The organism is Cryobacterium frigoriphilum (assembly GCF_004403305.1).
GTDB classification, from domain to species: domain Bacteria; phylum Actinomycetota; class Actinomycetes; order Actinomycetales; family Microbacteriaceae; genus Cryobacterium; species Cryobacterium frigoriphilum.
This window is the reverse complement of the sequence record NZ_SOHE01000044.1, coordinates 93,405-119,096: the sequence shown is the minus strand read 5'-3', so window position 1 is coordinate 119,096 and position 25,692 is coordinate 93,405. Positions and strand designations below refer to the sequence as shown.

Annotated in this window: 21 protein-coding genes and 1 pseudogene; 6 read left to right on the top strand and 16 right to left on the bottom strand. The window is 63.7% G+C overall.

Annotated features, from left to right (window positions below; genetic code table 11):
* Positions 1-77 precede the first annotated feature (77 nt).
* From E3T55_RS10230 to E3T55_RS10220, 3 genes are all read right to left on the bottom strand, one after another.
* The gene (locus E3T55_RS10230) at positions 78-1,310 is read right to left on the bottom strand and encodes an exonuclease domain-containing protein (RefSeq protein ID WP_134519467.1); all 1,233 of its coding nucleotides are present in this window, start codon (positions 1,308-1,310) and stop codon (positions 78-80) included.
* Between the two features lie 92 nt (positions 1,311-1,402).
* Positions 1,403-4,183, bottom strand: coding sequence for a UvrD-helicase domain-containing protein (locus E3T55_RS10225; RefSeq protein ID WP_134519466.1), 2,781 nt, complete (start codon positions 4,181-4,183; stop codon positions 1,403-1,405).
* Complete coding sequence (locus E3T55_RS10220) at positions 4,180-4,530, bottom strand: hypothetical protein (RefSeq protein ID WP_134519465.1); 351 nt, start codon at positions 4,528-4,530, stop codon at positions 4,180-4,182. Before E3T55_RS10220 ends, E3T55_RS10225 begins: the two co-directional genes overlap by 4 nt.
* Positions 4,531-4,696: 166 nt before the next feature.
* Between E3T55_RS10220 and E3T55_RS10215 the strand changes: the two genes are divergently transcribed.
* Positions 4,697-5,608 (top strand): YDG/SRA domain-containing protein, encoded by a 912-nt coding sequence (locus E3T55_RS10215; protein ID WP_134519464.1) that lies wholly within the window; start codon positions 4,697-4,699, stop codon positions 5,606-5,608.
* Between the two features lie 24 nt (positions 5,609-5,632).
* On the opposite strand, the gene E3T55_RS10210 is transcribed toward E3T55_RS10215, so the two are convergent.
* A complete protein-coding gene (locus E3T55_RS10210) occupies positions 5,633-8,746 on the bottom strand; it encodes a DEAD/DEAH box helicase (protein WP_134519499.1) in 3,114 nt (1,037 codons plus the stop codon).
* Between the two features lie 239 nt (positions 8,747-8,985).
* On the opposite strand from E3T55_RS10210, the gene E3T55_RS10205 reads away from it, so the two are divergent.
* Positions 8,986-10,230, top strand: coding sequence for a hypothetical protein (locus E3T55_RS10205; protein WP_241992999.1), 1,245 nt, complete (start codon positions 8,986-8,988; stop codon positions 10,228-10,230).
* A complete protein-coding gene (locus E3T55_RS10200) occupies positions 10,227-11,570 on the top strand; it encodes an SNIPE associated domain-containing protein (protein WP_134519463.1) in 1,344 nt (447 codons plus the stop codon). Before E3T55_RS10205 ends, E3T55_RS10200 begins: the two co-directional genes overlap by 4 nt.
* A 50-nt stretch (positions 11,571-11,620) precedes the next feature.
* On the opposite strand, the gene E3T55_RS10195 is transcribed toward E3T55_RS10200, so the two are convergent.
* The 5 genes and pseudogenes from E3T55_RS10195 to E3T55_RS21170 form a co-directional block, all read right to left on the bottom strand.
* Positions 11,621-12,436, bottom strand: a complete 816-nt coding sequence (locus tag E3T55_RS10195; RefSeq protein WP_134519462.1) for a nuclease-related domain-containing protein — start codon at positions 12,434-12,436, stop codon at positions 11,621-11,623.
* A gap of 103 nt (positions 12,437-12,539) precedes the next feature.
* Positions 12,540-13,202, bottom strand: coding sequence for an RES domain-containing protein (locus E3T55_RS10190; protein ID WP_134519461.1), 663 nt, complete (start codon positions 13,200-13,202; stop codon positions 12,540-12,542).
* Positions 13,203-13,260: 58 nt separating this feature from the next.
* Positions 13,261-13,650 (bottom strand): hypothetical protein, encoded by a 390-nt coding sequence (locus tag E3T55_RS10185; RefSeq protein ID WP_134519460.1) that lies wholly within the window; start codon positions 13,648-13,650, stop codon positions 13,261-13,263.
* Between the two features lie 396 nt (positions 13,651-14,046).
* A complete protein-coding gene (locus E3T55_RS10180; RefSeq protein WP_166791738.1) occupies positions 14,047-14,328 on the bottom strand; it encodes an AbrB/MazE/SpoVT family DNA-binding domain-containing protein in 282 nt (93 codons plus the stop codon).
* Positions 14,329-14,742: 414 nt separating this feature from the next.
* Positions 14,743-14,919: pseudogene (locus E3T55_RS21170) on the bottom strand (nuclease-related domain-containing protein); the annotation flags it as partial.
* On the opposite strand from E3T55_RS21170, the gene E3T55_RS20775 reads away from it, so the two are divergent.
* A complete protein-coding gene (locus tag E3T55_RS20775) occupies positions 14,858-15,013 on the top strand; it encodes a hypothetical protein (protein WP_241992997.1) in 156 nt (51 codons plus the stop codon). The pseudogene E3T55_RS21170 and the gene E3T55_RS20775 sit on opposite strands and share 62 nt — an antisense overlap.
* Positions 15,014-15,348: 335 nt before the next feature.
* On the opposite strand, the gene E3T55_RS10170 is transcribed toward E3T55_RS20775, so the two are convergent.
* Positions 15,349-15,756 (bottom strand): type II toxin-antitoxin system VapC family toxin, encoded by a 408-nt coding sequence (locus E3T55_RS10170; protein ID WP_134519457.1) that lies wholly within the window; start codon positions 15,754-15,756, stop codon positions 15,349-15,351.
* On the bottom strand, positions 15,753-16,007 hold the full coding sequence (locus E3T55_RS10165; protein WP_134519456.1) for a type II toxin-antitoxin system prevent-host-death family antitoxin: 255 nt from the start codon (positions 16,005-16,007) through the stop codon (positions 15,753-15,755). The genes E3T55_RS10170 and E3T55_RS10165 overlap by 4 nt, the downstream gene beginning before the upstream one ends.
* Before the next feature lie 287 nt (positions 16,008-16,294).
* Between E3T55_RS10165 and E3T55_RS10160 the strand changes: the two genes are divergently transcribed.
* On the top strand, positions 16,295-17,602 hold the full coding sequence (locus E3T55_RS10160; RefSeq protein ID WP_134519455.1) for a PIN-like domain-containing protein: 1,308 nt from the start codon (positions 16,295-16,297) through the stop codon (positions 17,600-17,602).
* Complete coding sequence (locus E3T55_RS10155) at positions 17,602-19,062, top strand: hypothetical protein (protein ID WP_134519454.1); 1,461 nt, start codon at positions 17,602-17,604, stop codon at positions 19,060-19,062. The genes E3T55_RS10160 and E3T55_RS10155 overlap by 1 nt, the downstream gene beginning before the upstream one ends.
* A gap of 116 nt (positions 19,063-19,178) precedes the next feature.
* Here E3T55_RS10155 and E3T55_RS10150 read toward each other — a convergent pair whose 3' ends face one another.
* From E3T55_RS10150 to E3T55_RS10130, 5 genes are all read right to left on the bottom strand, one after another.
* A complete protein-coding gene (locus E3T55_RS10150; RefSeq protein ID WP_134519453.1) occupies positions 19,179-20,870 on the bottom strand; it encodes a dipeptide ABC transporter ATP-binding protein in 1,692 nt (563 codons plus the stop codon).
* The gene (locus E3T55_RS10145) at positions 20,867-21,754 is read right to left on the bottom strand and encodes an ABC transporter permease (protein WP_174775459.1); all 888 of its coding nucleotides are present in this window, start codon (positions 21,752-21,754) and stop codon (positions 20,867-20,869) included. The genes E3T55_RS10150 and E3T55_RS10145 overlap by 4 nt, the downstream gene beginning before the upstream one ends.
* Positions 21,751-22,716, bottom strand: coding sequence for an ABC transporter permease (locus tag E3T55_RS10140; RefSeq protein WP_134519452.1), 966 nt, complete (start codon positions 22,714-22,716; stop codon positions 21,751-21,753). The genes E3T55_RS10145 and E3T55_RS10140 overlap by 4 nt, the downstream gene beginning before the upstream one ends.
* Positions 22,717-22,777: 61 nt before the next feature.
* Positions 22,778-24,406 carry an ABC transporter substrate-binding protein gene (locus tag E3T55_RS10135; protein ID WP_134519451.1) on the bottom strand — a complete coding sequence of 543 codons (1,629 nt, stop codon included), beginning with the start codon at positions 24,404-24,406 and terminating at the stop codon, positions 22,778-22,780.
* Complete coding sequence (locus E3T55_RS10130; RefSeq protein ID WP_198418552.1) at positions 24,403-25,677, bottom strand: metal-dependent hydrolase family protein; 1,275 nt, start codon at positions 25,675-25,677, stop codon at positions 24,403-24,405. The genes E3T55_RS10135 and E3T55_RS10130 overlap by 4 nt, the downstream gene beginning before the upstream one ends.
* Between the last annotated feature and the right edge of the window lie 15 nt (positions 25,678-25,692).

Genomic DNA, 25,692 nt, shown 5'->3' with positions numbered 1-25,692 from the left:
CGCCAGTGGTGTCCAAGACCAGACCCACTCCTACTATCAAACACAGTGAGCGCGCCACGACCGGGGCCAGCCGACTCTCAGATCAGGGGAAACGCCCCCGCCAGCCGCGCCAGCGAGGCCTCCCCCACGATCGGAATGCCATAGTCCCGGGCTTTGCGGGCCTTGCCCGAGAGCGAATCCGGATCGGCTGCCACGAGCAGCGTGACCTTCTTGGTCACGGCGCTTTTCGGAGCAAGACCGCGGGCGAGCAGCTCCGATTCCCAGTCGCTGCGGGGCCGGGTCATCTCACCGGTCAGCACGACGAGATCGCCGAGGTGCAGCTCGAAGTGCGCGCTGGTCAGCACCACGACGGAAGGCGCCGGCGCGTCGAGGGCAGCGTCGAGGGCATCCGCTGAAATATCGAGAAGGTTGGCGACGGCGACGAGGTCGGCCATCTCATCGGTCGTGAGCACGCCGTCGGCCCACGCGATGCGGGCGAGCGCGGTGAAGTATTCGCTGTGCAGCAGTTCACAGCGGTGGCGGCTGAGGCCGAGTTCGTCAGCCAGCATCACGAGCGCCTGCGCTTCGTGGGCGCTGAGGTGCCGGTCGAGCAGGCAGCGATCGAGCAGCGCGAGATACTCCTGGTGCTCGGCCGGTCCGGTGAGTTCGGGCAGCCGTGTGCTGATGCGTTCCAGAAAAGCGGATGCCGTCTGCTCCTGCGCAAAGTCCGGCCGCGCGAACCACGGCAGCGCCGGCGCTGACACGTGCGGCCAGCGGTACGCGGCGGCAAGTTCAAGGGCATCCGCCCAGAGCGTGGGGTCGGCGGCGCCCTCGATGTAGCAGCCGAGCAGTTCGGCGGTCGCGTACGCGTCGACGGATGCCCGGTGGGCCCCGGTCAGATCGATGTCATACGCGGCGCAGCAGTCCGCAAGGCTGCGCCCGGTGCCGGGCAGAAACTCCCGGGCGAGCTGCATGGTGCACAGGCTGACCACCGGCTCGGTCACGGCGTGGCCGGCGCGGGCGAGTTCGGCGAGCAGAAACCGGGTGTCGAAGCCGGCGTTGTGGGCCACGATGACGCGGCCGTCGAGCAGAGCGACGAGTTGCGGGGCAACTTGGGCGAAGGCGGGCGCGTTCATGACGTCGGCGGCGCGCACCCGGTGGATGTCCTGGCGCCCGAGATCCCGGCCGGGGTTGATCAGCGTTTCCCACTGACCCTCGATCTCGCCCTCGGCGCTCACGTGCACGACGGCGACCTCGATAACACGGTCGTGCCCGCCCGGAAAGAGTCCGGTGGTCTCGAAGTCGATGACGGCGAAACCGGGTGCGGGCATGTTGCTCCTGAGCTGAACGGGATGGTCCTTTGACTGTAGCGAGGGGGTAGACGCGGCCGCGGCCCACGGATGAGGGGTCAGCGGCCGCACGGTCAGCGGTGGCGGCGGTAGGGAGTGAAGGCCTTGCGCGGTTCGCCGACCGGCTTCACGGCCGGCACCGACGGGCTGCCGTCGATCGCGAGGGTGCCCTTGCACCGCGGATACCGCCGGCAGCCAAGAAACGGCCCACGCTTACTTGACCGCGGCACCATGAACGCGCGACCGCACTTCGGGCAGACTACGGACTCCAGCACCTCACCGATCGTGTTCGTGCGCACGATTCCCTGGTCACGAATGAGTTCCATCAGAAACCGTGATTCGTGCTTATCGATCGTGACCAGCAACACCCCGCGCCGCGCCCTGGTCAGTGCCACGTAGAACAGCCGTCGTTCCTCCGCCCTCGGAAACACCTCCGCGGCCGGCATCGCCAGGCGCAGCACCGGATCGTTTGGGATCGTGCTCGGAAACCCGTACTTTCCGTTCACCATACCGACGATCACGACGTAGTCCGCCTCCGCCCCCTTCGAGGCGTGGATCGTCGAAAACCGCACGTCGAGCCGGTCGGCCAGGTCACCGCATCCGCTCACATATTTGTGCTGAAACTGATAGCGGCCGAGCACGAGCACTGACAGCTTGCGTCCGGGCGCCCCGGGCAACTCCCCGCTGGCAACCTGGTCGCGCAGCAGTTTCAGGCGGTGACGGATGCCGGCGGCCACCGCCGTTTCGGAATCCATCGTCACGATACCGATCGTCGGGACGAACTCCCTGGTCGACGACACCACGGTCTTCGCGATCTGGCTCGGGTTCTGCAGCACGAAGGCGCTGGAGACATCGGCTATCGACTGCGGAAACCGAAAGGTGCGCTCGAGGCGCATCACGTCGCTCGGCCCGAACCACGATTGGAAGCCGGTCATGACCGAGAGGTCGGCGCCGGCGAACCGGTTGATGCTCTGCCAGTCGTCGCCGACCGCGAACAGATAGCGGCCCGGCTGGGCGACGAGCGCACGGGCCAGGCGGGCTCGGGCGAAACTGGCGTCCTGAAACTCGTCCACCATCACGAGTTCGTAGGGGCTGACCCAATCGCCGGCCTCGAGGTGCTCGGCGGCGAGCGTGAGCATGTCTTCGAAATCAATGCAGTCATCCGCGGCCAGCTGGGCATCCCACTCGCGGCGGATGGCCGTGAACAGTCGCAGGAACGACGCATCACGGTAGCGCACCGGGCCCTGCGCCTGCTCGGTGAGTCGCACGCTGAGCTGCTCATCGCTGAGGCAATTGCTCTTGGCGTGAGCGAGAAAGGAGCGAAATGTCTTCAACAGCAGTGCGTTCTCGACCGGCGTCTGCCCGGCGGCGAGACGGTCGGCGTCCGGCTGCAAACGGATGCCGCGCTCGGTTAGCTGCCTGCCCAGATTTGTGAGCGCGCTACCGCCCCAGAGTTCGAACTTGGTGGTTTCGAGCAACGAGGTTCCGTTCGTGCGGTGCACCTTCTGCTTCCACGCCATGCCGTCGAGGTAGCCGTCAAACGGGGACTCACCGGGCGCGTCGAGCGCCCAGTGCTCGTGGTACGCGTTGATGGCCGGGTAGTAGAAGTCCGGGTGGTACTGACCGTGCTCGGCGTCGGCGGTCTCGAACTCATAGGCCTTCTCGTAGACGTACTCGACGCCGTTGAAGAACAGCCAGTCGGCGATCATCCGCTCACCGGGGCTCTTGACGGTCTCGCCCTGCGAGGTGCGAAACCCCTCGCTGGTCTCCGACGTGACCCCATCGTCATCGGGGTAGTCGCGGGCCAGAACCGCGCGAAAGAAGTCCCACTCGGAGCGGAATACGACGTCAGTCGCACGCAACCGGTCGATGATGAGGCCAAGCTGGGCGATGCCGTCATTCTCGAGCCACGGCGCGAGCGACGGCTTCTTGCCGGTAGCCTGCCCAATGATGTCCAGGCCGAATGCGTGAAAGGTTCGGGCGACGACCTGCTCGGCATCGAGGCCGAGCGGGCCAAGGCGCTCGCGGGTGCGCTGCTGCAGCTCTTTCGCGGCAGCGGAGTTGAAGGCGAGCATCACTATCTTGTCGGCCGCGATCAGGTTGCGATGCAGGGCGTACCCGGCCTTCGCGACCATCGTCGAGGTCTTGCCGGATCCGGCGGCGGCGACCACGAGCATCCGGTTGTCGAAGCAGACCACGGCACGGATCTGTTCCGTGGTGAGCGGCGAGCGTTCCACGGTGTCGAAGAACTCCCGGCACTGCTCGGTCTCGGCCTCGAGATGGCGCTGGTTTTCGCGCGCGATGGTGGCGAGCGCGTCTTCGGACCAGAGTGCGATCGTGCCGGCGACATCGAGCGGTTGAGCGGCGATGTGCGCCTGCAGGTTGGGATCGTCGAGCAGATGGCTGAACCCGACAGCCGCCTTGCGAGCGGCCCACTCAGCGCCAAATTCAGTCGTGAGCCAGCCCCTCGTGCGCAGGTGGCGCGTGAGCGCGGCGGTGAAGCTCTGCACCCAGAGCGTGGCCTGCCCCGCCGCCACCGCAAACTCGGCGATGAGCTGGCGCAGCTGCAGTGACTCTCGGGCGACCGTGAAAGCACTTTCGAAGGAGGCAGCATCAGCCCGACCGATGCCCCGCAGCCGCATCACCTGCTCCCCCACCTGCAGAGTCAGCTGACTCCAGAACAGGCCGCGGGCCACGTCGACCAGGGCGCAGGCCTCGAGGCCGGCCTCGGTCGCAACACCGCCGACCGTCACGGTGACGACGTCGTCGTGCAGGGCGAGCCGCCAGTCGCCGGAGTGCGTGAGCGTCTTGGCCCAGGCGGACGGCTGCCAGGTCGGCAGCGCATGCCCCGTCATCGAGATTTCACCAACCGTTTGACAGTGCGAATGACGAAAGCAATCAGCGCCAGCGGAATCGTAAACATCAGGATTGTTTGGGCCAGGGTCTTCATGGCAGACGTGGAATCCACGGGTACGCCCTGGATACCCAGCCCGTATTGTAGAGCAAAGTAGCCACCCCCGCCGGCGAGAACCGTAAAACCAAGACCCATCAAGAAGAGCTTGGGGCCGTTTCGGCGGAGCAGTTGAACGACCCCGTCGAGCATCCACGACGCAACGAATGGGAGGATGCCTGCCAGCAGCATGACACCTCCGATCGCGGCGAACTGCGACGTGAGTGTGTCGGTCACGACATTTGAGCTCATGGCGGTGTCCTTTTGTCCAACGAATGGCTCTCCGCGCTGTAGCGACACACGGCAGTTTAGCGCGACCCGAACGCCTATTTTAGGGGCCACTTACCCCCTAGAAATGGTCACAATCAGGCTTTTCCTTCCTCCCACCGATTGATACCCTGGCATCGGGGGATTACTTATGAGCAAGTTCTTTGGCACGCCCGATGGGATTACAGTCGGTCGATTATTCAAGGATCGGCGCGAGCTCCACGACACTAACGTTCACCGGCCCACCCAACCCGGCATCAGCGGCACCAAAGCTGAAGGCGCGGACTCGATCGTTCTGTCGGGCGGATACTCGGATGACGAAGACCACGGTGACTACATCATCTATACCGGTCACGGCGGCCGAGACTCGAACGGCACGCGCCTGATACGGGACCAATCGCCAGATGCCCCAGGCAATGCGGGGCTCGCGACCAGCATGGCCATGGGCTTGCCCGTGCGTGTCGTGCGAAAACACAATAAGAATTCCGCATTCGCACCACCGTATGGGTATCGGTATTCGGGCTTGTACTTGGTCACCCAGACCTGGATGGCCACGGGCCGCGACGGCTTTCAGATTGTTCAGTTTCGGCTCGAAAGAATTGATGAGCAACTCCCCTTAGAACCACAGAGTGCGAACGATCCGGACCCTGAGTATGCTTCGACAATCATTTCCAGGCGGATTCGAGACTCGCAGCTGGCACGACAGATCAAACAGCTCTACGATTTCCAATGCCAGGTTTGTGGAGCTCAAATACCGACCGTGAACGGACATTTTTACGCCGAGGGAGCGCACGTCCGCCCTCTTGGTCGCCCTCACGTCGGCCGGGACAATTGGTCGAATATTCTCTGCATGTGCCCCAACCATCACACTCAATTTGACCTCGGCGGCATAGTCCTCACGGACCGGATGGAAGTCGTCGAGACGCGAAAAATGACAGCGATCGCTGAATTAACTTTTCGCAAGAGTCACTTCCTCGACATCACCAATGTGCGGTACCACCGTCAGCTCTGGATATCCGGAGAGCCGGGTGATCGCGCGGCCCAACAGCTCAAGCGAGCCTGACCAAGTTCGCGCTGTGCGGCCCCGCTAACGAGGGACCGCGCTGGCGCTCACGTAGACGTCCGCGGGCATCTCTCGCTGGAGGTCCCAAGTAATCGCGATCGGCTTCTCGCCCTCGTGCCGCTTGTAGTCAACTGGCCCCAAGCACGTGTAAGTTCCGAGAATTCCTTCATCGTCATTATTGCTGTGGCGCGTGAAGAGAACTACGTGCGAACCGCCAGCCATACCCTTTATATAGCGACTGCCCGTCGCACTCGCGACTGTGGTGGCGTTCTGGGTCTCCCAATGGAATCGCGACGCGTTGAGGGCGTAATCGCGATACATCGTGTTTGGCGAGAACTCTTTCTCCGACTTATGGAGCGTGACGAGAAGCGCGTCCGTCGAAGTCTCCGAGCACCACGCGACCCCCGCTTGGTGGTTGCCGACGCTGCCTCCCTTTTCCAGATCCGCGTAGCCGAGCGCTGCCAAGATTTCTTCGCGCCGATACGACGCGTGGCTAAAGATCGGCACGTCATCTAACCCTTTGCCCAGGGACAAAGGCACACGCCGAGAGACGTCAGCGCTGAGGGCTACGATCTGGCGAATCTCCGAGCACACCGCGGGCGTTCCGCGAAGCTGAACCAAGGCCGCTTGATAGGATCCGAATTTGTTGCCGCTGGGCCACAACGTGAAAACAAGCATTCGTGCGTAACGCTGATCACGTACCGAAAGCTCGGAGTAGTCGGGGCATTCCAACCGGGTGAGCCGCGTGTAGGCATCCGCTCGCTCAGGGTCATCGACGTGCACTAGAGCAGCCATTCGCTTGAGAAGTTGGTCCTCCCCCGCAGACCTCACGACGTCTTCGCCGTTCGGCCCACTCAGGCCGGCTTCTCGGGAGAGATCCGTCCAGGTCCACTTGCTGTAAATCTCACGGATACCACGCTCGGCATCTTCGAGGTACTCGGCGAGCAGGTATTCCTGTGCCGACGGCCGGGTTGCGGCGTGGGAGCGGATATCCGCGACAACGTCCTTCTTGAACTTCAGCTGAGAGCTAATGCTCTCGAGAACGACCTTGCGAGCCACGCGGTCGAGCACGAGTTGCGAGCCCGAGGGCAGAAACGGGAATCCTGCTGCGACCTCACGCCTCAGGCGACTACGTCCGAAGCCGGTGAGCGCCCGATAGCGGGTATCGAGGCGATATTCCCGGCGGTGTTGACCGATGTAATCCAGCACGGTCAGAACGGCCTTGCCGTGCGCGCGTCGCAGTCCGCGACCGAGCTGCTGCAAGAAGATCGTCGCACTCTGCGTTGGGCGCAGCATCAGAATCGTGTCTACAACCGGTATATCGAGCCCCTCGTTGAAGACATCGACGGCGAAAATGCAACTGATCTCGCCGCTTCGCAGCTGCCGAAGGGATTCCTCGCGTTCTGGCCGAGGAGTTGCACCAGTCACGAACGTGGACTTAATGCCTGCCGCGTTGAACATGCGCGACATGTACGCCGTGTGGGCGACGGAGACGCAGAATCCGATTGCTCGCATGTCGTGAACATCCGTCACCTTGTCAGCCAGCGACACCAGAATCTTGGCGGTTCGGGCATCGTTGCCGGTGTACACCGCGTCGAGCCCAGCGTCGGTATAGCTCCCACGCTTCCATTCGACGGAGGTGAGGTCGACGTCATCGGAAATGCCGAAGTAGTGGAACGGGACGAGGATGTCGGCCTCCAGTGCGTCCCAAAGCCGCAGCTCGGCCGCAGCTCGGCCCGCGAAAAAGTCGTTCTTCACGTCTACGCCGTCAGCTCGCTCGGGTGTGGCTGTCAGCCCGAGCAACTCTTTCGGCTTTAGGTGGTCGAGCAGTCGCCGATAGGTTTTCGCCTCGGCGTGATGGAACTCGTCGATCACGACGACATCGAAGTGCTGCGGATCGATGCGATCGACGCCGTAGCTGTTCAGAGATTGCACGCTCGCGAAAACGTGGTTCCAGCGCTCGGGCTTCTCGCCGCCGACGAAAAGCTCGCCGAAATTACCGTCCATGAGAATCTGGCGGAACACCCGCTGCGACTGCTGCAGGATTTCCATGCGATGCGCGACGAAGAGAATTTTCAGGTCCGAGCCGTGCGCCCGCAACAGATTCTGATAGTCGAGACCGGCAACGATCGTTTTGCCGGTACCGGTCGCCGCGATAATCAGGTTGCGGTGGTGCCCGTGCACGTTTCGTTCGGCCTCGAGCGACTCCAGCATCGTCTGCTGGTACGGGTAAGGCCGAACCTCGATCCCCGACAGGTCGAGAGTATCCCCACCGCCATAATTGGCACTGCGCCCGAGAGCTTTGTCGAGCCGATCAGAGTCGCGCTCGGGATCGTAGTCCTCGAATGATGGGTCATTCCAGTAGCTGTCGAAAGTGGCCGAAAACTTGTGGATGAGCGCCGGCGTGCTTATCTGCGACAGCCGCACGTTCCACTCCAGCCCGTCGACGAGGGCCGAGTGAGAAAGGTTGGAGCTGCCGACGTAGGCTGTGTTGAAGCCGGACTTGCGTCGGAAGAGCCAGGCTTTTGCGTGCAGGCGGGTCGACTGGGTCTCGTAGTTGACCTGCACTTCGGCGCCATACTTGGCCACCAGCTTGTCGAGCGCCTTACGCTCCGTTGCACCGACATAGGTGGTCGTGATGACCCGGAACGGTATTTTCCGCTCGTGTAGTTCGATGAGGGCGTCTTCGAGAACGCGGATGCCGTGCCATCGCACGAACGCGCAAAGAAGGTCGACTTCGTCGGCGCTCGCGAGTTCTGCGCGCAGTTCTGCACCGAGGCTGGGTTCGTCTCGCGCGTTCGTTAGGAGGGCGGAATCGCTGAGGGCCGTGGACGGGCGTACGGTCGGCTTCGTGACGGGGCCGGGTGCGCTCAGCTGGAGAAGCTGGCGCAGCTCCCCCGGTTCGAAAGACTCGTCGGACTGGAGCTCGGCCAACACTCGGTTGACGAGCGCAACCCGGTCGCCGGGGTCGATACCAGTCAGAGCGCGCCGGGCGGCATGAGCGATGAAACGAGCAAGAAACTCCGGGGCCTCGGCGTCGGCGACCTTGTCGGTGGCCGGCACGGCATGCGCGGCACGGATGACCAACTTGCTTGTTAGGCCATCGGTAAGAAGAGACTCATACAGGCCAAAAGGCATCGGCTCCGTCACTTGGCAACTTTTTGGTTAGATTTCGACATCCGTGCATCCCCCAGTGTTTCCCTGACAGCAATACCAGGCCCAGGTTATCAATCTCGCAGTTTTCAAGTCTCCACGGAGAAAACGCGGCCAGCGGGCTCGGCGGCTTCTCTCCGATGCCAGCCCGCGGACGCTGCGGCAGCCGGAGACTCACCTCAGGGTTCTTGTAGAATATCCGCGTCAGTAAGATGGGGGATTTTATGGCCAAGCGCGGTTTTTTTGCCGAGATGCAGCATCAGACAAAGCTCGCCGAGCAGCGTCAACGTGTTGCGGTACGGCAACATCAGGTAGCAGTTCGCCAAGTTGAGGTAGCCCAAAAAGCTGCAGAACGCGCCCGAGCGATGGCAGCCCGTGCATCCGAAACCGATCGCAAGCGCCTTGAACGCGAAGCCAACGCTGCACACGTCGCGGCTATGCAGGCCGAAGTTGATCAGCGCAATGCCGACCTGCGGGATCGTTACGCAGAAATCGACGGTCTATTGACCGCCACACTCTCCGTCGACGACTTTGTTGATTTGGAGCAGTTGCGCATCGGTGTCCAGCACCCTCCATTCCCCCGCGAAGATCTGCGGGAACCGACTCGCACCCCCTCACCCATTCCAGATCCCCCGCTGCCTGTGCAGTACGTCCCGGAGGCACCGGCAGGGTTGTTCGGAAAGAAGCGCAAGCTCGCAGACGCTCAGGCGTCAGCCGATGCTCAGTACGCTGCGGACTACGCCGTCTGGCAAGCGGCGAGCCAAGAACTTCCCCATCGACGCAAATGGCAGGCCGACCAGTACACGGAGGCCGAGAGGATTCGCGACCAGGCCTTGACGCGTGAAATCGCTCGTTTCCAGCAGGAATGCGCGGAACGCGAAGCTGACGCACTCGCGCGAAACGCTGAGCTGGATGCTCTTATCAGTGGCCTTGGCTACGGGACGATCGAGGCCGTTCAGGAGTACGTCGGAATTGTACTCGCCAACTCCACCTACCCAGAGGGATTGCCCGTGACTAACGAGTCGACGTTTGACCCGTCGTCGGCCGAGTTAAGTCTGAAAGTGATCGTTCCGGGCCCAGTCGAGTTTCCGTCAACGAAGGCCTTTCGCTACACCAAAGCGTCCGACGAGATCACCGCATCGCCCCTGTCTCAGAAGGAGACGAAAGACCGCTATGCAGGTGTGGTGTCGAACGTCGCACTGCGCAGCCTTCACGAGGTTTTCGAGGCAGATCGGCGAGGACTGATTCACGGCATCTCGTTGGAAATCGTTACAGAAACTATCAGCCCTGCGACAGGCCGCACAGTCCACGTCACTCTCGCCGCCGTTGCGGTTTCCCGCGAGCAGTTCCTCGAACTCGAGCTCTCCGAAGTGACCCCGTCCGCAACCCTCGACCACCTCGGCGCCATCGTCTCAAAGAATCCATACGGTCTCGTCGCGGTTGACGGAGCCGGCGTTCGCAAGCTATGACGAGCGTGAAGGCGATGGTTTTCAACCCGCCACCTGGATGGCCAAAGCCGCCAGCGGGATGGCAACCTCCCGCTGGCTGGACGCCTGACCCGTCGTGGCCGGCACTTCCGGCTAGTTGGAGTCTCTGGCTCTCGGCGGATGCGTCGTCTTCTGAGGAGACCGGCAGTCCGGCACTTCCCATCGAAAGCGCCAGTACGCCAGTGGTTCGGTCCGACGCGAATCGTCTCGTGGAGCTTGAAGCCGAAAATGCTGCACTCCGACAACGTCTGGCTAGCGCACACGGTGATGACTTGGTCGACCTCGACGATGCTCGGGTGCTCCAGTCCGTTGGCATCTACCGTTTCCACCACCCTCTCGAAACCGCCGCCGCATATCAAAACCGGCTCGACACCCTCGAGACGCGGATAGCTGACTTGGTGCGCGAGGAACGTGCTATCGAAAAGTCAGAGCTCTTTACGTTCAACAATTCCCTCGCTCAGGGACGTCGTATGACATCGGACCTCTCGAAGCTGATGCTCCGGGCGTACAACGCCGAGGCAGACAATGCCTTGAGGACGCTCAAGGCCGGGAACGTCGTGACAGCGAAAAGGCGCCTCGACGCCTCCCGCACGGCGATCGCGAGACTTGGAGCGCTAATGGAAATGCATATCAGCGATGCCTTCCACGCTTTGCGTGAAGAGGAAATTGAACTGACAGCCGACTGGCTCATGAAGAAACAACTTGAGCGGGAAGACGCCCGTGAAGTTCGTGCCCGGATCAAGGAAGAGAATCGGGTCCAGAAAGAACTTGACGAGGAACGCTCCAGGTTAGACAAAGAGCGCTCGCATCTGGCCAATGCTCTTAAATCGCTGGAGGAGCAAGGGCAGACGGACGAAGATCTAGTTCGTCGTCTGGCCGCTGTCGACGAGGCAATCGCAGACAATGACTTCCGTGCAGCCAACATACGAGCGGGGTATGTTTACGTGATATCCAACGAGGGAGCATTTGGCCCCGACGTTGTGAAGATCGGGCTAACCCGGCGTCTTACGCCGACGGACCGAATTGCCGAGCTAAGTGGTGCTTCGGTTCCGTTCCGCTTCGACACACATACGCTGTTTTTCTCAGAAGACGCGGTCACCTTGGAAAACGAGTTGCACAAGCACTTCGCCGACCGGGCACTCAATCAGGCAAATTCCCGGAAAGAATTCTTTTTCGCCAAGCCAACCGAGGTCCGCGACGTTTTGCTGCAGAAGGTCGGGAACATACTCGAGTTCTCTGATCTCGCGGAGGCAACCGAGTATCGCCAGTCTCTGAAGAGTTGGCCGGCGAGTTCTCGCCCTCGCCAAGCCGAAGCTGTCTAGTTCGAGGGAAGGCGTGCTGCGGCATATCCCCCCACCAGAACTTGCGCCGATCAGAGGTTGTCTATGAAGCCGACCACCCAGGCGTTGTAAAGCGGCAGGACCACGAAGACACCCAGTGCCGCAGCCGTCGCGATGCCGAGCAGCTTCCCCAGAACACGCTGCAGGCGCGCGATTCTCACCACGGCGTCGAGCTCGGTGAATTGCGCCAGCAGGTCTGGCGTTGCGACCACCAGTACCGGAGACCACGTCGCCGGCGCATCGATAATCGCTGAAAGCTCGAGCAGTTCTGCTTCGGCGAGCGCCACTGGTTGTTTCAGCAGCCAGCGCCGCAGATTGATGGCGTCCATCACGCTCACCTCGGCGGGCTTCTTCTTGACGGTTATCGGCCCGGGGCTGACCAGGGCGAGCACGGAGCGTGCGGGGGCGAGCTGGGGCACCCGCTTTCGAAGGAGTTTGGTGACGCGGCCGGCCTCGAATTCGGAGTTGCGAATATACGGATGCCTGCGGCCGCTGACCAGGAAGCCCTTGTCGTTGATCCAGATCTTCTTGCCACGGTGGTGCTTGGTGTTGATGGTGAAGATTCCGCCCGGGCCGAGCACGAGGTGGTCGATGTCCGCGCCGGCCTTGCCGATGGGGAGAGCGTGGAAAACGCGCCATTCGGGCGGGAGGCGGCCAAGGGTTTTTCCGACCTCGATCTCGCCCAGGGCGCCGAGGTACCAGGCGACGCTGTCGGCGGCCAGCGGGGAGCGGCCACTGAAACGGGCGAGGCGGGAGCGCGGCGGCAGGGACTGCTGGGTGCGGAGGAGTTCCTCGATGACGGATTGGGCGGCGATGTGGTCGCGCATGCCCGGTGTAGCTGTCGTCATGAATCCCCCTGGTCACTGCCAATCTAGCGGCACCGCCAGTCGGAGATCGGCCGTGTTGGGGGCTGCGGGGAGACCCCCGGAAGAGCATGAAGCCGAGCAGATACTAGTCACCCCAGATCAGCCCTAAAATATTGAAGGCCGCCACGAGTTCGGGCGTCTCCGGCGACAATTCAAGCGGCGTGATCGCTGTGAGGAGTGGCGACGTGTCTGAGTCCGACGAAGGACGTTCGAAGATGGCCCAAAGCGGAATGTCGTCGCCATGTCTGGAGGCGAATTCGATGCCGTCGATAGCCGGTTCGGTCTGCTGATAGAGCCAATTGGCGATCGTGCGGGTGAGGTCTCGAGGGCTTGAGTTCTTCAACGCTGCTGCGTCGAAATCGGAAGCCCCGAATTGACGCGCGGTGTCCTGGAATCTGGGCCAGAGTGCCGCGATCGTGCGTGCCGCCGTGACGACGCAGAACGTGCCGTGCAATGTCGCGCTTGATGCGCACCGATCCTCCAGCCATTGGTAGCTGACAACGGCCGCTGCTCGAGCGGGAAACTCAATTTCGTCGGCTGGGTCCTCGACGATTTCTTCGAGTGCGTCAACAAGGCTCGGGTCGCGACGGTACTTGGCGAGTAGCTCGACGAGGCAGCCGAAGAGCGATGCGCCAGCGTAGACGGTTCTAAATTGGCCGGCGATGTCATCCCAGCGACCGTTGAAGCGCCCCTCGTCGGTTGCGTACTTCCAGTCGCTCCATGCCCACGGAGCAGGGCGAAATCCCACTCGCCAAACCGTTCCGGGGTCGACGTTGAGGACGAGACGCGACGCAGGCACCCGACGTCTAGCCGAAGGCCGCGAAGGATCGTGCGGCGGCCAAGACGGCGGGGCCGGCGGTTTCGATATCTTGCTCACGCAGCATTCGGGCTGGCGCCGTGTCTCCGAGTTCGGGATTCATTCCCTGAAACCAGCTTGAGACGGTCGCGGGCGCCTCCCGGTCGCGGAGTAACGCCATCACATAAAAAGCAGTGCGGAGTCGTTGCACGACCTCAGTGGATGGGGTTCGTTCACCGTCAGCCCACTCTCGCACGGCGCGGGTTTCGCGCACACCGCCGATATAGGCGACCAGTTTCGCGCCAAGAGTTTCTCGTAGCCCTTGGACGATCTCCGCAGGCGACAGCCTCAGCGAGTCCGCATAGCCGCGCAGACCGGGTCGTTCAGTTTCTGTGCTCATGGTTTGATTGCACACCGTTTCATCGGAGAGGGCAAGCGAAATACCATTTGAACCACAGCTAAATTCACACCCATAAACACAACTCTCGGCCGTGTGTGTACCTCTCGGAACCGCCCGAGCGCGACGGCCGTGTCGGGGCGTACGAGCAACGCTCGGCCCGCAGCGCGTCCAGAGCGGATTCGATTCTCCTGACAGTCGTGAAGCGGGGCAGGTCTGCGAAACCTCCGCGAATGAGCGCGGGACGGTATCGAACGTTGCCGGGTGGCGGCACGGGCGCCGGGGACAGCACGGCGACGATCTCGCCGCAGTGGGTGATGTGGAGGGTTTCACCATGCCGCACGGCGCGGAGCAGTACAGCACTGTTATGGCGCAGATCCCGCTGAGTGATCGTGCGGATCATGACTGAAGCGAGCTCTCGTCGATTCGTCCGCCGGGGCCCCGGCGCCGATGTGCGTGGTAGCAGGCGTCGACATCCGTCACCGGTTCGGTGAGTGCCGCATAACCGGAGATGCGGCGCCTGAGGGCCTCGATGCCAGGGATCAGCGTGAGCGTGAGAGCGCCCGCCGCCTCGTCGATCGAGATCTCGAAGCGATCACCGCGCTCAAGGTGGAGCGCCTCGCGCACGGCGGCTGGCACGGTCAGCTGGCCCTTGCTGCCCAACGTCACGACGGTCTTCATGACTTGCATAGTAGGTCGGGTAAGACGGAGCGTCCAGAGGTAAGTGTGAGGGGACCGCCGTCAGGAAGAGGTATCTGAGGAGCACCGATGGCGCCGACGATGGACTAGTTGTAGAGGGGGAGCACAACGAAGACGCCGAGGGCCGCCGCCGCGAGGCCGAGCTGCGCCCAGAGCACGCGCCGGCCGCGTGCGGCTCTCACCGCCGCGTCGAGCAAGGTGTGTGAGCGGCCGCTTCAGCAGCCAGCGGCGCAGACGGGTCGCGTCCATCACGCTGACGACGGCGGGTTTCTTCTTGACAGTGATTGGGCCGGGACTGACGAGGGCGAGCACCGGGTGCGCGGGGGCGAGCTCGGGCATCCGCTTGTGAAGGAGTTTGGTGACGCGGCCGGCCTCGAATTCGGAGTTGCGAATATACGGATGCCTGTGGCCGCTGACCAGGAAGCCCTTGTCGTTGATCCAAATCTTCTTGCCACGGTGGTGCTTGGTGTTGATGGTGACGATTCCGCCCGGGCCGAGCACGAGGTGGTCGATGTCCGCGGAGAGAACCAGCCGCCCCTTCCTCCGGAAGTGGGCAGCCAGCCATGTTGACATCAACATACGGCTGCTGGCTGACAACCGGATGAACGGTGCCGATGGGGGCGAGATTATCTGGCTCGGTGATCCGGCATCCGTCGCCAAACGCTGACCGGCACCCTGGCCTGACGATTTCGCCGATCCCGCAGCTGGATGGACCACCGGAAACAGCCACGGCCCCGACGCCGGCGGATACGGAAACGACCCCGAAAACCAGCCGTTCTGACCAACTGCTCAAATGGCCGGAAACCGCGCCACAATGGCCGGTTAATTAGCGCTCAAATGGCCGGTTTCAAGTTGAAAAACACACGACGCCGCCGAACAGTGAGTTAAGCATGCGTTTGGCCGCCGAAACCCATGTTTAGCTCACAGTTCGGCGCCATCTCCCGAACCTGGAATTCGACTAGTCGCGAGAAGCGCGATGTGGCAGATGAAGAGTGATGTGCCCTAGTTGCCGATGCGGCCCGGTACCCGCACGGGCAGCCCGACGGCCTCCGCTGCCTGCTGCTGGTGACGGTCATAGGTGACGAACTCGCCGGCTCCGACGTGTAGCGCCGCAGCGATGTGAAGGGCGTCCAGACTCCGCAGATCAGTACCAGGGAGCAGGCCCGCGTCGCGGAAGAGGTTGCGGTCCATCTCCATCAGGGCCAGCCGCGAGAGCACCTCGGTGACGGCGGTCTGCGGTATGCCCGTTCGTGTGGCCATGCGCCGTAGTTCGGTTTCGGCGAGATAGGCGGACACGATCTCGGCGTCCCCTCGCGCCAACATTTCATCCAAGTACTCCCTGAGAGGGCTCGTCTCCGGCTCGTCGGCGAGGAGCTTGGCGACGGCGGAGGTATCGAGGTAACTGATCACCTTTCAGCGCGCAATGCTTCCAGGGCGGATTCGGTGCTCTCAGCAATCGTGAATCGGGGCAGGTCCGCGAATCCGCCGCGAATCAGCGCGGGTCGGTGCCGGATGTTGCCGAGCGGCGGCACGGGAGGCGGGGACAGCACAGCGACGACCTCACCGTGGTTGGTGACCTGGACCGTCTCGCCGTCGCGCACCGCGCGGAGTACTTCGGCGCTGTTATTGCGCAGATCACGATGAGCGATTGTGCGAGTCATGCCGACATCGTAGCAGTCGTAGCAACATGCGACCTGCTCCCTGCTCCCTGCTCCCTGCGATCGAGTCCTCAGCGCAGGAGATAGACATACACAGGAGATCTCGATGAAGAAGTCGGGATCGCATGGAGCGCCAGCGGAGAAACACGCTCAGACCGTTCAGTGGATTTAGTTCGACGCCATCGGCTGTGAGCGACAGCTAGCCTCGAGGCTGGTTCGAGGTGCAATAGAGTTCACTCAGGGAGTCCAGCCGATGCCTGGGTGCTCGCGTCTCTGGGGGGATGGTTTCAATGCCGACGAATGCGACTGCCGGACTGCACAACGGTTTCGAGGAATACAGTTTCTCCACCGATTCTGACTATGAAGACGCCATTCGAGGCGGTCTCGTCACCCTCGACGCCAACGTGCTGCTCAACCTCTACAAGCTCGACGTCGCCACCCGCGACAAGTGGCTCGACCTGCTCGAGCAGCTGGCCAAGAACGACAAGTCGTTGTGGATCTCGCATCAGGCGGTGAAGGAGTTCTGGAACAACCGCACGACGGCGGCAATGTTTCCCGAGGTCGCGACGAAGGCCAAGGAAGAGATCGTCAAGGCCAACCAGCAGATCGCTAAACAGTTTCGTTTCTGGTCACGTACGCTCTCGGGCGGCGGCCCCGAAGCCGACACCAGCCTGGAACCGGTCGAGCAGGCGATCAACAACCTGGCCGTTCAGATTGACGCCTTCATCGAAAAGCATCAGGACGAGTACTCCGAAATCCCATCGGATGACCTCATCGTGCAGCGCCTCGAAACCCTGCTGGCTGACCGGGTTGGCCCGGCGCCCACCCCCGACGAACTCGCTGCCCTCAACGCGCGGGGAGCCGTACGCTTCGAAAGCAAGGTCCCTCCGGGCTACCTCGACAACGATAAAGGCACCGAGAAGAAGTTCGGCGACTATGTGCTGTGGACGCAGGTGCTGGACGAAGGGCGCCGGCGCGCCGCGGAACATCCGCTGCCCGTTCTCATCGTCACCGCCGACGCGAAAGCGGATTGGTGGCGCACCGCCTTTGGCGGCGGCGTCAACATCGGCCCACGCCTCGAACTGATCAGGGAAGCCCGCGACACGGCCGGCCTGAAACTCATGATGCTGCCGCCCGGTGACTTTCTGAGCCTTCTGGGCCGCCTCTTCAACGTCAACGTCGACCAGCGGATGATTGACTCCACCAGCGAGGCGGGCCAAGACCAACTCGAGCAGCAACGGTGGACCCCGATGGAGGTGCGCGTCGTGACCGACAAGCTCGCGGCCTCACCATTCCATCACCTCGTCAAGCTTCTTCAAGAGGCCGCGAGCCGGGAAGACGGTTATGTGGCCAAGGAGGACATCGCCCAAATCATCGGGTTCAACATCCCCGACTTTCGACGCTTCTCGTTGCCCGTTCGAACGCAGACCGGATACGCCGCCTCGGCAGAAGCCATCTCCCCCGGGCTTCCCGATCTGCTGGTGGCGGTACCGCCGTCGGGCACCGGGGCTCTGCGGGGTTATCGCATTCCCTCGGAAGACCGCACGGCCGTGCGCGAGTCCTTCGGCGCCGCGGTGCCCGTCGAGGTGCTCGCCTGATGATCGGTGAAGGTCCCCTGGAGCCGACCGGTCTGACGTTGCTGTTCGACGCCTATGCGAAGCCCACCCTCGGGTACCCCTGGGTACCCGGTGCCGTGGTGGTGAAGAAGACGAATGGTTTTCTGCTCGACGGCATCGCACGTTCCTCGTGGTTCAGCGCACCGCGAATCGCCCAGCTGCTCTACGACGACGGCCAGGCCACCGGCACGCCGACTGCCGCATCGCCGGACCGGGTTCGCCGCTGGCACCGTTTTGTTGACATCGAAATAGCTCCGGGACTTCGAATCGACGCCGTCGAAGCCATCGTTGCCCTCGAGTTCGGTTCCATCAGCAAGACCCACCGCATGATGGAAATGATCGCGCATCTGCGCACCGACGACGACGTCGACTCCCTCGGCGTTGTGCGGCGGCTCTACAAGCCCCTGCGCGACCGCGTTCTGCGCGGAAAATTCTTTGCAGCGCTGGAGCTCGAACTGGGCGGCGACATCCACTTCAGTCGGCTGAACGACCTCAGCGTCAGCGAGGACGAACGTTTCACCCAGCACGGTCGCCGCGTGTACAGCGTCATGCTCGACCGCGATCTCGAACGTGCGGCCGTCGTCGACGAGGGCTGGTCGCGGCCGGCCCCCCTCGAACCTCGCGAGTTGGCGCTTCGCGCACGCGTGCGCGCAACCCTCAACGACGATTCGGCACGCCCCCTGGCCGCCGACAAGGCCGATCGCGCGCACGAAGACCTGATTGCGCTATCGGGCGACTGGTCGGCGATGGTGCTGCGCGATGGCGCCTCTTTCATCATGCAGCCCGGGGGTTCATTCGCGGATGCGGCCGTGAACACCAGCACCATCTATACGGATGCCCTCGCTCTCGCCCGCCTGCAGGCCCGCATCGTCGACGAATTGGCCATTGCCGCTGGCGAACGCGTCTACTCCGGGCGGGAAATCTCGATCGAAGTCGTTCGGCCGATCGAGTCGGACGTGGCGAGATTTCGGGCGACCTACAGCGCAACCGGCACGAGCCTTCCCGGCAGGGCGCGTGAGCTCATTGGCGCGATGCATCAGCAGCTGGACTTCGACACTGCCCTGGCCGGCCTGAGCGCGGAGGTTGCCGGAATGAGCAACCTCGCGCAACAGCATGCAGCCCTCGGCGCCCAGCGCGCCGCTCTGGCAGCCGAGGCCGCCGCCGCGGTGGCGGCCCGATCCGCTTCCACACTCAACACCGTATTGAGCTTTCTGAGTATCTTCGGATTCCCGGTCACGGTCGGGGTCTCCCTCTGGGCGGCCGTTGACGGAACGTGGTCAGCGTTGGCCACCTACCTGATCACCGCCGTTCTGCTGGGTCTGGTGGTCTACGGCTTGGTGCTGTTCGTGATGAAGCTCTCGCGGGACCGGTTGAGGCTCGCTCACGCAGCGGTCGATCGGCCCGCGGAGCGACCACACAAATCCCCATCGTCGCGCCGGTGAACACTTCGTCCTGAGCTGCTACATGCCGACATCGTGATGTGCGCCGAACCGTGAGTTATGCATCCGTTTTGGGCGAAAAACCATGCTTAACTCACTGTTCGGCGCCGGGCGGCTGTCTACCCGGCCGTGCCCCGCGACGCGATGTGCGGAATCGAGTCCAGCAGCATCCGCGTGTACTCGTGCTGCGGCGAGGTGAAGACATCGACGACCGCGCCGCGCTCCACGATCTCCCCCGCCTTCATGACCACGATCTGGTCGGCGATCAGGCGCACCACGGCCAGGTCGTGCGAGATGAAAAGGTAGCTCAGCCCCAGTTCGGTCTGCAGCTTCATGAGCAGCTCCAGAATCTGCGCCTGCACCAGCACGTCGAGGGCCGACACCGGCTCGTCGCAGATGATCAGGTCGGGTTCGAGGGCCAGGGCGCGAGCAATCGCGATGCGCTGGCGCTGACCGCCCGAGAGCTCGGTCGCGAAACGGTCGTAGATGCTCGCGTCAAGGGCCACCATCTCGAGCAGGTCCATGGCCCGCTCCCGCCGGGCCGCTCGGTTGCCGAGGCGGTAGATCTTGAGCGGTTCTTCGAGGATCTCGCCGACGCTCGCCATGGGGTTGAGCGAGGCGTACGGGTCCTGAAAGATGGGCTGCACCTGCTTGCGCAGCGTCTTCAGCCCTCGGCCGCGAAGGTGCGCAATATTGGTGCCGTTGAACTCGACCAGACCGCTCGTGGGCTCCTCCAACCGCAGCGCGATACGCGCGGTCGTCGACTTGCCGGAGCCTGATTCGCCAACGATCGCAAGAGTCGTGCCCCGGTGCAGGTCGAAGTTGACGCCGGTGACCGCCGTGAACGTCTTGCGTTTGCCGTCGGTATGACTGCGCACGGTGTACTCCTTGACGAGGTCGCGCACGTGCAGAATGACCGGCATCTCGGTGATCTGGCCCGTGAGGGCACCGGGATTGATGGGTTTCATGCGGTCCGAGGCCAGCGACGGCGCCGACTCCACCAGCCGCCGGGTGTACTCGTGCTGCGGATCGCGCAGAATCTGGGCAGACGGCCCCTGCTCCACAATGCGCCCCTTGTTCATCACGATCACGGTTTCGGCGCGCTCGGCAGCGAGCCCGAGGTCATGCGTGACGAGGATCATGGCCGTGCCCAGGTCACGCGTGAGTGAGCCGAGGTGGTCCAGAATGGTGCGCTGTACCGTCACATCGAGGGCCGAGGTCGGCTCGTCCGCGATCAGCAGCTCCGGCTGGCAGGCCAACCCGATCGCGATCAGGGCGCGCTGGCGCATGCCGCCCGAGAACTCGTGCGGGTACTGCCTCGCCCGGGTCGCCGCATCGGGCAGGCCGGCTCGAGCCAGCAGCTCGTTCACCTTGCCACGCACGTCTTTACGGGTCGCCTTGCCGTGGGCCAGCAGCACCTCGGCGAGCTGGTCACCGACCCGCATCACCGGGTTCAGGTTGGACATCGGGTCCTGCGGAACCAGCCCGATGTGCTTGCCACGGATGCCCCGCAGCGCCTTCTCGGAATAGCCGGCGATGTCGGTGCCCCGAAAGAAGATCTCGCCGCTGGTCACATCGCCGTTGCCGGGCAGCAGGCCCAGCACGGCATTGATGGTGGTGGTCTTGCCGGAGCCGGACTCCCCCACGATCGCGAGGGTCTCGCCGCGGTGGAGCGTGAAGCTCACGCCCTGCACTCCGCTCACGCGCCCCATCTCGGTTGTGAAGTCCACGGCGAGGTCACGCACGTCGAGGATCACCTCACGTTCTGACACCGGCGGCACGGCTTCGGCAACGTTCTGGGTGTCGCTCATTTCAGGGCGCCTTTCACTTTGACGGCACGGGAATCGTTGAAGCGCATGCCCACGATGGTGGCCGAGAGCACGAGCAGCAGAATCATCAGCGACGGGAACAGCGTCTGCCACCAGGCCGAGACGAGCACGCCGTCGCGCTGGGCGCTCTGCAGGATGCGGCCCCACGACCAGGTGTCCGGGTCGCCGAGGCCGAGGAAGCTCAGTCCCGCTTCGGCGATGACGGCGCGGGCGCCGGTCAGCAGTGCGTTCACGATCAGCAGCGGGCTGACCATCGGCAGGATCTCCTTCAGCATGATGCGCAGCGGCGAGGCCCCGATGGCGCGGGCGCCGTCGATGAAGGGCATCCCGCTCACGACCAGGGCGTTGGAGCGGATCAGCCGGCAGATCTCGGGCCAGGAGAAGAAACCGATCACCAGGGTCAGGGTGACGATGCTCGGCCCGACCATGGCGGTCACCACGATCATCAGGGGCAGCAGGGGAAGGGAGAGCATGACGTCGGTGATCGTGGTGATCACGGCATCCGCTTTCTTGAAATAGGCCGCGACGATGCCGAGGAAGGCGCCGATCGCCACAGCGAGCAGGCCGGCGAAGAGCGCGACCAGCAGGCTCATGCGGGTGCCCCAGACGACCTGGGCGAGAACGTCGAGTCCGAGCCCGTCGGTTCCGAACGGATGCGCCGCCGTGGGTGGCTGCAGAATGTCGGTGCCGAGGCCCGAGGGGTAGGGCACGATCATCGGACCGAAGATGCCGATCAGGGCGAAGACGGCGAGCGTGCCGAGCGAGATGTAGCCCGCCGGGCTGCTGAAGAACCGGCGCCAGGTGCGCTGCCGGGGGCTCATGCCCCGGGTGGAGGGTGCGGCCGTGTTGATGGCTTGGGTGGTCATGCGCGATTCCCCGTTCGGAGTTTGGGGTCCAGGAGCAGGCAGACGAGGTCGGTCAGGAGGTTGGCGAGCACGACGGTGATGGCCAGCAGGATGAAGGCGCCCTGGAGGATCGGGAAGTCCTGCCGCCCGACCGCTTCGTAGATGAGCGAGCCGATGCCCGGGTAGGCGAACACCGTCTCGGTCAGCACCGCGCCGCCGACGAGGGTGCCGAGCTGGAGGCCCATCAGGGTGACCGCGGGGATGACGGCGTTGCGCAGCCCGTGATTCCAGATCACGGCCTGCGAGGAGAGGCCCCGGGCTCGAGCGCTGCGCACGTAGTCGGCGCCGAGCACCTGCAGCATGTTCGTTCGCACGGTGAGCGCGTAGGGCCCGATGTTGATGAAGACGAGGGAGAGCAGCGGCAGGATCAGGTGGGAGATGACGCTGGCCACGTATTGCGGGCCTTCGACGAACGAGCTCACCGCCCCGCCGATGGGAAACCAGCCGAGCTTCAGGGCGAAGACCGCCAGCAGCAGCACGGCCAGGCTCGGCACGAACATCGCCTGGCCGGCCATGCCGAAAAAGCGCAGGGCCTGGTCGGGAAGGCCGTCCCGCTTGACCGCCGCGGCGACACCGAGCGGGATGCCCACGACGAGGGTGATGAGGAACGCGGATCCGGCCAGCAGCAGGGTCCACGGCATCCGGTCGAAGAGAACCTCGGCGACCGGGGACTGCGAGTAGAAGGAGGTGCCCAGATTGCCCTGGATGAGTTGCCACAAAAAGAGTCCGTACTGGGTGATGAGCGGCTGGTCGAGGCCGTAGTCGGCCAACAGCTTGGCTTCGAGCGCCGGATCGTTGACCCCGTCGAGCATGAGGGTGGTCGGGCCGCCGGGAAGCAGCCTGAGCAGGAAGAAGGTGATGGTGACGGCGATCCAGACAGCCAGAACAGCACGGCCGACACGGGAAACCACGTAGCGAGTCATGAGCGAACCTTTCGGGTGGTACGAAGGCGTGGGGCGGGCGCGGCCCGCCCCACGCGAACGGCTACGTGGCCGGTACTACCTGGGAGAGGGAGTAGGGGTTGACCATCGAGAACGTTTCCGAACCGCTGGGCAGGTACCCCGTGAAGCGCGAGGAGTTGTACGCATTGCTGAGCGCCTCAACGTAGAGCGGCAGAACGTACGCGTTGTCGTGAATGTACGCGGCGGCGGTTTTGGTGTCGGCCATGTTGTCGGCTTCAGTCGTTGCCGCAGCGGCCGTCGCGATGAGCGAATCCATCTCGGCGTCGACAACGTAGTTGTAGTACAGCCCGGAGGTGTTGGCCGAGGAGTACTGCAGCGCCAGGCTTGTTGCCGGGCTGTTGATCTGGTTCAGCTTGTGAATGTACAGGTCGAAGTCACCGGTCTTGGCCGCAGCAAGTGAGGTAGCCCGCTCGGAGCAGGCCAGGGAAACGGTGATGCCCGCCGTGGCGAGATTGTCCCGCACGATCTGGGCCGACTTGGCGTGGTTGGCGTTGCCCTGGTCGCAGAGCAGTTTCAGGTCGATGCCGTCGAAGTAATCGTCGCCGTCGGCATCCGTGTAACCCGCTGCGGTCAACTCCGCGCGCGCCTCGTCGGCGGTGAAGCTCCACTCGTCGATGTCGGGCTGGTAGTCGGTGTAGACCGGCAGCACCGGTCCGACCGGGTGGGTGCCGCGGTCCTGCAAGACACTCGTCAGGATGGCGTCGGTGTCGATGAGACCCGAGATGACCTGGCGCACGACCACGTCGTCGAGCGGTGCGCTCGACGCGTTGAAGGTGAGCTTGGAGTAGTTGAGGGCCTCGGTCGTTTCGACGACCTCGATGTTCGGCTGGCTGGCGAGGCTCGTCACCGCTGAAGACGGGATGGAGGGCGCCGCGAGGTCGAGGTCACCGCTCTGCAGGGCGAGCTGCATGGTGTTGAGGTCGGGGTAGATGCGAAATTCGACTCCTTCGACCGCTTCGTTTCCATCGGCGGAGAGCGGGTAGCCCTCGTTGCGTTCGAAGGTGTAGCTCTGGCCCTTGGTGATGCCGGTGAGGGTGAACGAGCCGCCGCTGACCCAGGCGTCTTCGTGGGCATCGATGGGGTACTCGGCCAGGTTCGGCACGTCGGCGAACACGTGCTGCGGCAGGATCTTCATCGACCGGGCGAGGTCCTGGGCCCAGCCGAAGCTGGCGCTTTTCATCGTCACCGAGAGTTCGGTGGGTGAGGTGACCTCGGCGGATGCGAGGTTGCTCGCGATGGTGATTCCGTGCAGCAGCTTGTCGCTGACGAACCGGTCCAGAGTGAACTTCACGTCCTCTGCCGTGATGGGTTCGCCGTCGCTCCAGAAGAACTCATCGCTTAGCTCGATGTCGAGCACCATGCCGTCGTCGCTGACCGTGTAGCCCTGGGCGACGTGGGGGCTCAGCGTGCCGTCGAGTTCGAGGGTGAACAGGTCGGGGTAGAGCTGGTTCATGATGTATTGATCGGAGATGCTGACGTTGTTCAGCGGCGCGAACTGCACCACGTCGGTCATGGTTCCGATGCGCAGCACGCCGCCCTGGGCTGTGTCGCTGGTGGCTCCGGTGCCGCCGCACCCGGTGAGGGCGAGAGTGGCGGCCAGCAGCACGGCGGCGGATTTGGCGAGCGCGGCGGCTCGGGTGCGGTTCTTCATGCTGTCCTTCTGTCCGTTGAGAGTGCAAGGGCTCTGATGCGGCGGTCGACGACGATGGCGCCGTTCTGGATGACCAGCGAGATATTCTGCGGGTCACCAAGTGAGTGGATGTCGGTCAGCGGGTTGGCCGCGGTGACGACCAGATCCGCGCGCTTGCCTACCGCGATGCTTCCGGCTTCGCCGTCGAGGCGCAGCAGGCGAGCAGCCTCGAGGGTGCCGGCAACGATGGCTCGCATCGGATCCATGCCGAGGTCGACCATGATGCCCAGTTCCCGCAGGTTCTGGCCGTGCGGAACCACGCCGCTGTCAGTGCCGAGGGCCACCTTGACCCCCGCGGCGAAGGCCCGTGCGATGTTCTTCTCGAGCAGGGCACGCACCCGGTTCTTCTTCTCCACCGCGTAGGCCGTGGCCTTGGTCGGGTCTGGAGGCGTGGTGCCGGTCAGTAGGGTCGGGACCAGCCAGGCATCGTTGTCGAGCAGCAGCTGGATGCCCTCGTCGTCGATGAGGTAGCCGTGTTCGATGCTCTTGATGCCGGCGCGCAGGGCGTTCTTGATGCCGTTCGCCCCCTGGGCGTGCGCGGCGACGTAGACACCCTTGTTGGTCGCCTCTTCGACGATTACGCGCATTTCCTTCTCGGTGAAGCCGTCATGTTCGGGGGCGTCTCTGGGGCTCCAGACTCCACCGGTCGCCATGACCTTCACGACGCCCGCGCCCATCCGCAGAATTTCACGGGCGAGTTTGCGGGCCGCGTCCTCGCCGTCGGCGGTCTTGCCGAAGTGCGCGCCGGCCGGGTGGCAGTCGAAGGGCACCGTCAGCGTGCGGGAGTCCGAGTGCCCGCCGGTCGGGCCCATCGCGTGGATGGCCATGATCGCCCGCGGACCGGCGATGATGCCCTGCTCAACGGCCATGGCCAGCGCGTAGTCGCTGCCCGAGAGGTCACGCACGGTCGTCACACCGGCGTCGAGGGTGCGGCGGGCGTTGCGCACGCCGCGAAAGTGCAGCAGGGCATCCGGTTCGTGCAGGTAGCCGGCGGGGTTCAGGGAACCGTCCATCGCGAGGTGCACGTGCACGTCCATGAACCCGGGCAGCACGGTGGCGCCGTCGATGTCGACGAACTCGGTGTTCTCGGGCAGGGTGGGAAGTTCTGAGTGGGGCCCGATCCATTCGATGACGCCGTCGCGCACGACGATGGATTGCTGTGGTCGAGGCGCGGACCCCGTGCCGTCGATAATCGTGGCGTTGATCACTGCCACTGCCTGATGCGTGTTCACGAAAAGTCCTCCTGA